This window comes from Kitasatospora sp. NPDC091257, assembly GCF_044757675.1.
Lineage (GTDB): Bacteria > Actinomycetota > Actinomycetes > Streptomycetales > Streptomycetaceae > Kitasatospora > Kitasatospora lactacystinica.
Genome location: NZ_JBIVVI010000277.1, coordinates 1 through 8,384 on the forward strand (window position 1 = coordinate 1; position 8,384 = coordinate 8,384).

Genomic DNA, 8,384 nt, shown 5'->3' on the forward strand with positions numbered 1-8,384 from the left:
GGTCGCTCGGGTCGAGGAAGTACTGGGCGGTGCCGGTGACCCAGGCCCGCCCGGTGACGGTGGGCACCACCGCGGGCCGCCCGGCCACCTCGGTCTCCTCGACCAGCCGCCCGGTGAAGGTGGTCCCGATGAAGGAGTCGTTGCGGAAGTCCCGCCCGAGGGGCAGTTCGCCGCGCGCGTGCAGCTGGGCCATCCGCGCCGAGGTGCCGGTGCCGCAGGGCGAGCGGTCGAACCAGCCGGGGTGGATGGCCATCGCGTGCCGGGAGTGCTCGGCGGTGGAGCCGGGGGCGAGCAGCTGGACGTGGTGGCAGCTGTGGATGGACGGGTTCTCCGGGTGCACCGGCCGGTCCGGGCTCGCGTTGATCGCGTCCATCATCGCCAGGCCGGCGTCCAGGATCTCCTGCTTGCGCTCACGCTCGAAGGGCAGCCCGAACTCGGCGAGCGGCAGGATGGCGTAGAAGTTGCCGCCGTACGCAAGGTCGTAGGTCACCGTGCCGTAGCCGGGCACCTCGATCTTGCGGTCCAGGGCGACCGAGTAGGAGGGCACATTGCGGATGGTCACCGCCTTGGCGGCGCCGTCCTCGACGTGCACCTCGGCGACCACGAGTCCGGCCGGGGTGTCCAGCCGTACGGTGGTGACCGGCTCGACCACGGGGACCATCCCGGTCTCGACCAGCACGGTGGCGACCCCGATGGTGCCGTGCCCGCACATCGGCAGCAGTCCGGAGACCTCGATGTAGAGCACGCCGAAGTCGGCGTCCGGCCGGGTCGGCGGCTGGAGGATCGCGCCGCTCATCGCGGCGTGGCCGCGCGGCTCGTACATCAGCAGGGTGCGGAAGTGGTCCAGGTGCTCCTGGAAGTGCACCCGGCGCTCGGCCATGGTGGCGCCGGGGATGACGCCGAAGCCGCCGGTGATCACCCGGGTCGGCATGCCCTCGGTGTGCGAGTCGACGGCGTGGAACACGTGACGGCTGCGCATGGGTCACAACTCCCGTACAGGTTCGGATGGTGGGGGGTGGGCCGGGCCGACTGCCGCCGCAGCCGGCCCGGAGGCCCGGGTTCGCGCCGGTGTCAGACCAGGCCGTCGGCCAGCGCCTTCTCGGTGGCCGCGCGGACGGCCGTCTCGATCTCCGGGACGAGCGGCTGGCGCGGGGCGCGCACCGGGCCGCCGGGGCGCCCGGCGATGTCCATGGAGAGCTTGATGGCCTGGACGAACTCGGTCTTGGAGTCCCAGCGCAGCAGCGAGTGCAGCGACTTGTAGAGCGGCAGCGCGCTCTCCAGGTCCTTGGAGACGGCGGCGTCGTAGAGCGCCACCGAGGCGGCCGGCAGGGCGTTCGGGTAGCCGGCGATCCAGCCGACCGCTCCGGCGAGCGCCAGCTCCAGCAGCACGTCGTCGGCGCCGATCAGCAGGTCCAGCCCGGGGGCCAGCTCGGCGATCTCGTACGCCCGGCGGACGTCGCCGCTGAACTCCTTGACCGCGACGATCGAGCCCTCGGCGTGCAGCTGGGCGAGCAGCGGGGGGACCAGGTCGACCTTGGTGTCGATCGGGTTGTTGTACGCCACGATCGGCAGGCCGGCCTTGGCGACCTCGGCGTAGTGGGCGCGCACCGAGGCGTGGTCGGCCCGGAAGGCGTTCGGCGGCAGCAGCAGGACGGAGCCGGCGCCGGCCTCGGCGGCCTGCTCGGCCCAGCGGCGGGACTCGGCGCTGCCGTAGGCGGCGACGCCGGGCATGACCCGGGAGCCGTCGCCGGCCGCCTCGACGGCGACCTCGACGACCTTGGCGCGCTCCTCGGCGGTGAGCGTCTGGTACTCGCCCAGCGAGCCGTTGGGGACGACGCCCTCGCAGCCGGAGTCGATCAGCCAGCGGACGTGCTCGGCGTAGGCGTCGTAGTCGACGGAGTGGTCCGGGCGCAGCGGGAGCGTGGTGGCGACCATGATGCCGCGCCAGGGACGGTTGGTGTCGTGCTGGGTGATGGACACATGAGCTCCTTGATGAGGTGTGACATTTTACAAGAGCGGACAGGCCGGAGACAAGGTCCCCGGCCCGCCGTTCGACGGCGGGCCCGTTACGACTCCGGGGTGGGCCCCGCCGCCAGCTGGGAGAGCGGCACCGGGCAGCCCAGCGGGCGGCGGTCGGGCCCGGGCTCACCCGAACCGGCCAGGCAGGCCACGGCCGGACCGCACATCCGGCCCTGGCACCAGCCCATCCCGGCCCGGGTGAGCAGCTTGACGGTGCGCGGATCGCCCGCGCCCAGTTCCTCGACGGCCTCCCGGATCGCCTCGACCGGCACCTCCTCGCACCGGCAGACGTCGGTGTCCGGACGCAGCCAGCCGGTCCAGCCGGGGCCCGGCCGGTGGGCGGCGGCCATCAGGTCGGCGAAGGCCCGCAGCCGCGAGCGGCGGCGCATCAGCGCGGCCGCGGGTCGCTCCCCGGCCACCGCGTACGCGGCCAGCTCGCCCTCGGCGAGCGCGAGGTCCGCGCCGCCGACGCCATTGGTCTCCCCCGCGGACCAGAGGCCGGGCACGCTGGTGCGCAGCCGGGCGTCGACCTCCAGCGCGACCGCGCCGTCCGGCCCGGTCACGGTCCGCGCACCCAGCTCGGTGGCCAGGTCGATCTGCGGCAGCAGGCCGTGGCCGACGGCGAGCGCGTCGCAGTCGATCCGCCGCCCGGTGCCGGGCACCGGCCGCCAGTCGGCGTCCAGCCGGGCCACCGTGACGCCGGTGACCCGGTCCGTCCCGTGCGCCTCGACCACCGCGCTGCGCGGGCGCAGCCGCACGCCGTGGCGCAGCAGCGCCCCGCCGTGCCCGGCGCCCTCGACCAGCTTGCCGGGCACGCCCGCCAGCACGCCGGGGTGCCGCGCGTACCCGAGGTAGGCGGTCGCCTCGACCACGGCGGGCACCTCGGCCCCGGCGGTGACCAGCGAGGAGGCGGCCGCGAGCAGCAGCGGGCCGCTGCCGGCCACCACGATCCGCTTCCCGGGCAGCACCAGCCCGGCCTTGAGCATGGCCTGGGCGCCGCCCGCGGTGACGACCCCGGGCAGGGTCCAGCCGGGGAACGGCAGCTGCCGCTCGTACGCGCCGGTGGCGAGCAGCACCGACCGGGACCGGACGGTGGCCCGGTCGGTGCTCTCCGGCCCGCGGGTGACGTGCACCGCGAAGCCGTCCCCGGTGCGCTCCAGGGCCCAGACCTGGTGCCCGGCCAGGAAGGCGGCCCGCCCGGCGCGCTCGTGCGCGTCGAGCCGGTCGGCCCGGCCGGTGTAGGCGGACCAGTGGTGGTGCAGCCGGTCCGGCCGCGCCGCGCCCAGGCCGGGCGCCGGGTGGCGGTAGTACTGCCCGCCGGTGCTCCGCCCGCCGTCCAGCAGGGCGCAGCGCAGCCCGAGGTCGGCGGCGGTGACGGCGGCGGCCAGCCCGGCCGGGCCGGCGCCGACCACCACGAGGTCGTACGGCCGGCTGTCGTGGGCGTCAGACGGCGAGGTCGGCACGGCCGTGGCCCTCCTGGGTGGTGACGGTGGTGCCGGGCTCCGCGGGGAGCAGGCAGGTGCGCTGGTTGGGGCGGCCGTCCACGGTGGCCAGGCAGTCGAAGCAGGCGCCGATCCCGCAGAACGCCCCGCGCGGTTCGCCGCCGACCCGGGTGGTGCGCCAGGCGAGCACGCCGTCGGCCCAGAGCGCGGCGGCGATCGACTGCCCGGGCAGCGCGGGGACGGGCCGCCCGTCGAACTCGATGTGGTGGGCGGGCCCGGGCTCGGCCTGGACCAGCCCGGCGGGGGTGCGGCGGCGCATCGGCGGCTTCTCCAATCCTGGACGGAACATGTGTGGCGATGGCGGGCCGGCGCTCACCCGGCCGGGAAGCGGTCCGCCCGGAACGGTGCGAGGTCCAGCTCCGGCCGCTTGCCGGTGAGCTGCTCGCTGATCAGCAGCCCGGTCGCCGGGGCCAGCCCGATGCCGGCCCCCTCGTGCCCGCAGGCGTGGTAGAGCCCGGGCACCCGGGGGTCGGCGCCGATGGCCGGCAGGTGGTCCGGCAGGTACGGGCGGAAGCCCCGGTAGGTGCGCATCACGGTGACGTCGGCGAGCACCGGGAACAGCGCGGCGGCCTGGGCGGCGAGCCGGCTCAGCACCTCCTGGGAGAGCGTGCGGTCGAAGCCGACCCGCTCCCGGCTGGCACCGATCAGCACCGGCCCGCCCGGGGTGCCCTCGATCACGGCGGAGGTCTCCAGCCCGGCCGATCCGCTGGCCACGTTGGCCACGTAGTCGGCGGCGTAGACCTTGTGCCGCACGACCCGCGGCAGCGGCTCGGTGACCAGCACGAAGCCGCGCCGGGGCAGCACCGGCAGGTGCACTCCGGCCAGCGCGGCGATCTCGCCGCCCCAGGTGCCGGCCGCGTTCACCACGGCGGCGGCGGCCAGGCTCCGCCGGTCGGTCCGCACGCCGCGCACGGCGCCGTCCGGGCCGCGGTCGACGGCGGTGACGCTCTCCCCGGTGATCAGCTCGGCGCCCATCCGGCGGGCCTCGCGCAGCAGGTGGGCGGCGGCCAGGGCGGGCTGGACCTGGGCGTCCTGCGGGTAGTGGAAGCCGCCGGCCAGGCCCTCGGCCAGGTGCGGCTCCAGCTCGCGCAGCCGCTCGCCGGGCACCTCCTCGGCCTCGACCCCGACGGTCCGCTGCCCGGCGGCGAAGGCCCGCAGCGCGTCCTGCCCGGCGGCGGTGGAGGCGACCACCACGCCGCCCTTGGGCTCGTACTCGATCGCGGGGCCGAGCCGCTCGGCGAGTTCGCGCCAGAGCCGGGTGCTGAGCAGGGCGAGGTCGAGTTCGGGGCCGGGCTCCTTGTCGGAGACCAGCAGGTTGCCCTCGCCCGCACCGGTGGTGCCACCGGCCACCGGGCCGCGGTCCACGACGGCGACGGCGAGCCCGGCGCGGGCGGCGTAGTAGGCGCAGGCGGCGCCGACCACACCGGCGCCGACCACGACGACGTCCAGGGGAGGTCTCTCGGTCTTCAGCACGGCAGTAATATGTCACATGCCATGCGACCTGCCAAGACCGCCCCACCGAAACCCGGGACCACCCCCACCAGCGGAAAGGCCGGAACGGCGGGAAGCCCCGGCCCACCGCTCGGCAGAACGGCGGACCGGGGCTCCCTCAAGCCCTACCGGCTCAGGTGATGTCGTCCATCTCCTCGCGACGGGACGCCGGCACCGACACACCGGCCGCCGGGGTCGCCGAGGCCTGGACGGACTCCGCACCGGCCACCGGCTGCACCGAGAGGTCCACGTGCGAGGCCTCCTCGTCGTCCAGCCCGGCGTCCGGGTTGCGACGCGCCTTGCGCTTGTCGTTGAAGAGCGCGATCCCCACCGCGATGAAGTACAGCGCCCAGATCGGCATCGACAGCAGCAGCATGCTGAACGGGTCGGCGCCCGGAGTGGCGAACGCGGCGAACACGGTGATCGCCATGACCATCCCGCGCCACCAGCTGAGCAGCCGCTTGCCGGTCACGATGCCCACCAGGTTGAGCATCACCAGCAGCAGCGGGAACTCGAAGGCGAGGCCGAAGACCAGCACCATCCGGGTGGCGATGTCGAAGTAGTCCTCGGGCGGCAGGATCGGCGTGGTGTCGCTCGGAGTGAACGAGATCAGCATCTCGACCATGGTCGGCATGACCATGATCGCGGCCGCCACACCCGCCAGGAACAGCGGGGCGCCGCACGCCATGAAGATGACCGCGTACTTCTTCTCGTTCCTGTGCAGGCCGGGCGCCACGAAGGCCCACACCTGGTACAGCCAGACCGGGACGGCCGCCACCACGCCCGCGGTCAGCGCGACCTTCAGCATCCAGTTGAAACCGGCGGTGAGGCCGATGTTGGACACCTGGGCGCAGCGCCCGTGGTACTGGTCCGCGTCGACCTTGGTGTTGCACTGCGGCAGCGGCTGGAGCAGGAAGTGCTCGATCTGCTTGTGGTAGATCGCCGCGACGATCGCGAACAGCACGATCGCCAGGACCGACTTGACCACGCGGTTGCGCAGTTCCCGCAGGTGGTCGGCGAGGGCCATCCGCCCCTCAGGATCCTTTGACGCCTTCGGCGCCTTGGAGAGCTTGCTCAACCCCGGTCCTCAACTCGTGCGTCGGGGCCCGCCGGTCGACGGGCCTCCGTGGTCGCGTGCCGCCCGCACGTCGTGCGCGCGGCGCGCGTCGGCTGCCTCACGTGCGCCGCGCTCAGTGCGGGCGGTCGCCGTCGGGCGCGGAGGCCCCGGCGGCGGGCTCGTTCACCGGACGGGCCGTGGCCGAAGCGCCCGGAGCGGACTGGATGGTCCGGCCCGCGGCACCGTCGACCGGGGCCGCTGCCCGAGCGGGCGGGGCCGGCTGCTCGGACCGGCCGTCCGAACGCATCGCCTGGGCCTCGCTCTTCAGGATCCGCATCGACTTGCCCAGCGAGCGCGCCAGGTCGGGCAGCCGCTTGGCTCCGAACAGCAGGATGGCGAGAACCACGATCACCACGATCGCGGTCGGCGAGATGCGCATGCGCGACCACCTTCAGTCATGGCGGCCCGACGGGCCGTCCGCTGCGGATGGTAACCGCTGCGGATGACGCCACGACGACGGCCGCCCGAACAGGACAGCGGCCCCCGGTACGCGGTTCAGGAGCCAACTGAGAGCGTAACCCGCCCCCACCCGCGCGCAGCAGCCCCCGTACCACCCGGAGCCGCGCCGTGCTAAGCGGCCGGGACCCGCTCCGCCGCCGGGGCGTTCGCCGCCGGCACCGCGTCCGCCAGGTCCTCGGCCGCCGCGGCCAGCGCCCGCGAGGCCCGGTCCACGCCCTTGGCCAGCGCCCGCACGTCCAGCCAGAGCCGGATCGCGAGGACCCCGAGGACCAGCAGGCCCGCGGTGGCGAGCAGGACGGCGGCGACGAGCATCCAGGACATGCGCCCACCCTATACGGGGGTCACCCCTCCGCCGGGACGAGCCGCATGGTGCGCACCCCGGCCCCGGTGAGCGCCTCGACGATCTTCTCCCCGGCCGGCTTGCGCACCGCCGCACCGCACCGCGGGCAGCCGAAGCTGTAGTGCGCCTGGGCCGGGGTGCGACCGAGGGTCAGGCGGAAGTCCTCGGCCGGGAGCTCCACCTTCTCCCGGCACTCGGAGCAGTACACCTTGAATCTGGTCCCGGGTTCCACCGCTCAGGCCCGCCCCTCCCCGTAGGCGGCCAGCGCCTCCCGCGCGGCCGAGCGCGCCTGCTCGGCCAGTTCGGGCGGCGAGACGATCCGGCCGTCCCGGCCCAGCCGCAGCGCCAACGGGCGCAGCTGGGAGGGGTCGGCGCTGCGCAGGGTGATCCGCAGCCCGCCGTCGGGCAGTTCCTCGGCCCGGTCGTGGGTGTAGTACTCGGCCACCCAGCGCCCCCCGGAGGAGACCTCGACGACCACCTCGGGGTCGTCCGCCGCCGGGTTGACCAGCCCGCCGCTCAGGTCGCGCGGCTCGCGCCGGGGCGGGTCGGCCGGGACGTCCAGGACGCGGATCTCGGCGACCCGGTCGAGCCGGAACATCCGGTGGTCCTCGGAGGTGCGGCACCAGGCCTCGAGGTAGGTGTGGCCCTCGGTGAGCAGCCGGATCGGGTCCACCTCGCGCTCGGTCATCCCGCCGCGCCCGTGCGAGTAGTAGCGCAGCCAGAGCCGGCGGCCCTCGCTGAGCGCGCGGTCGATGTCGGCGAACACGTGGCTCTCCGCCTCGAAGGTCACGCCGACCCGGGCGCTGCCCTCGGCACTCTCCCCGGCCGCGTTCTCGATCTTGGCGACGGCCCGGGTGAGCGCCTCCCGGTCCCCGGCCCGCAGGCCCGGCAGCCCGGCCACCGCGCGGGCGGCCACCAGCAGCGCGGTCGCCTCGTCGGCGGCCAGCCGCAGCGGCTGGGCCACGTCGTCGACGTTGTGCCACCAGATCCGCTCGCCGTCGGTGTCGATGTCGAGCAGGTCGCCGCCGCGGAAGCTGGTGCCGCACATCGGCAGCACGTTGAGGTCCGCGATCAGCTCGCGCTCGCTGATCCCGAACGCCCGGGCCACCTCGGCGACCTCGGCCCCGGGCCGCTCGCGCAGGTAGGTGACCAGCGACAGCATCCGTCGCGTCTGGTCGATGGCATTACTCACGGACGCTCTCCCTCGATACCCGCGACCGCCCGCAGCCGGTCGACCACATCCGCCCGCAGCTCCTCCGGCCCGAGCACCAGCACGTCCGGCCCGAACTCGGCCAGGTCCGCGCCCAGCCCGTTGCCGTACGGGATCTCCAGCTCGTCCCAGGCCTCGTCCACCCGGGTGCTGCCCAGCGCCTTGGTGCGCAGCGGGAAGCCGGCACCCCGGCGGACCCGGACGGTCGCGGTGGCGGGGGGCGCCTCCCCCCCCACCAACGCCACC

Annotated in this window: 11 protein-coding genes; all 11 read right to left on the bottom strand. The window is 75.0% G+C overall.

Annotated elements, in window-relative coordinates; translation table 11 throughout:
• Positions 1 to 979 (bottom strand): proline racemase family protein (locus tag ACIQOV_RS15405; RefSeq protein WP_401048801.1); only part of this gene is annotated, 979 nt, incomplete at its 3' end.
• 92 nt (positions 980 to 1,071) lie between these two features.
• Entirely contained in the window at positions 1,072 to 1,935 is an 864-nt protein-coding gene (locus tag ACIQOV_RS15410) for a dihydrodipicolinate synthase family protein (protein WP_401048808.1), read from the bottom strand.
• Between the two features lie 131 nt (positions 1,936 to 2,066).
• Positions 2,067 to 3,482 carry an NAD(P)/FAD-dependent oxidoreductase gene (locus tag ACIQOV_RS15415; protein WP_401048802.1) on the bottom strand — a complete coding sequence of 472 codons (1,416 nt, stop codon included), beginning with the start codon at positions 3,480 to 3,482 and terminating at the stop codon, positions 2,067 to 2,069.
• On the bottom strand, positions 3,463 to 3,780 hold the full coding sequence (locus ACIQOV_RS15420; protein ID WP_401048803.1) for a (2Fe-2S)-binding protein: 318 nt from the start codon (positions 3,778 to 3,780) through the stop codon (positions 3,463 to 3,465). The genes ACIQOV_RS15415 and ACIQOV_RS15420 overlap by 20 nt, the downstream gene beginning before the upstream one ends.
• Before the next feature lie 53 nt (positions 3,781 to 3,833).
• Positions 3,834 to 4,994 (bottom strand): FAD-dependent oxidoreductase, encoded by a 1,161-nt coding sequence (locus tag ACIQOV_RS15425; RefSeq protein ID WP_359901148.1) that lies wholly within the window; start codon positions 4,992 to 4,994, stop codon positions 3,834 to 3,836.
• Positions 4,995 to 5,145: 151 nt separating this feature from the next.
• Positions 5,146 to 6,039: a twin-arginine translocase subunit TatC gene (gene tatC, locus ACIQOV_RS15430; protein ID WP_401048810.1), complete on the bottom strand. Its 894-nt coding sequence runs from the start codon at positions 6,037 to 6,039 to the stop codon at positions 5,146 to 5,148.
• 163 nt (positions 6,040 to 6,202) lie between these two features.
• Entirely contained in the window at positions 6,203 to 6,508 is a 306-nt protein-coding gene (gene tatA, locus ACIQOV_RS15435) for a Sec-independent protein translocase subunit TatA (RefSeq protein WP_380544678.1), read from the bottom strand.
• Between the two features lie 191 nt (positions 6,509 to 6,699).
• Entirely contained in the window at positions 6,700 to 6,909 is a 210-nt protein-coding gene (locus tag ACIQOV_RS15440; protein WP_401048805.1) for a hypothetical protein, read from the bottom strand.
• Between the two features lie 20 nt (positions 6,910 to 6,929).
• The gene (locus ACIQOV_RS15445) at positions 6,930 to 7,136 is read right to left on the bottom strand and encodes a hypothetical protein (RefSeq protein WP_375876040.1); all 207 of its coding nucleotides are present in this window, start codon (positions 7,134 to 7,136) and stop codon (positions 6,930 to 6,932) included.
• Positions 7,137 to 7,163: 27 nt separating this feature from the next.
• The gene (locus ACIQOV_RS15450; protein WP_359901265.1) at positions 7,164 to 8,090 is read right to left on the bottom strand and encodes a WYL domain-containing protein; all 927 of its coding nucleotides are present in this window, start codon (positions 8,088 to 8,090) and stop codon (positions 7,164 to 7,166) included.
• Between the two features lie 26 nt (positions 8,091 to 8,116).
• The coding region (locus ACIQOV_RS15455; protein ID WP_401048807.1) for a WYL domain-containing protein at positions 8,117 to 8,384 on the bottom strand (268 nt) is incomplete at its 5' end.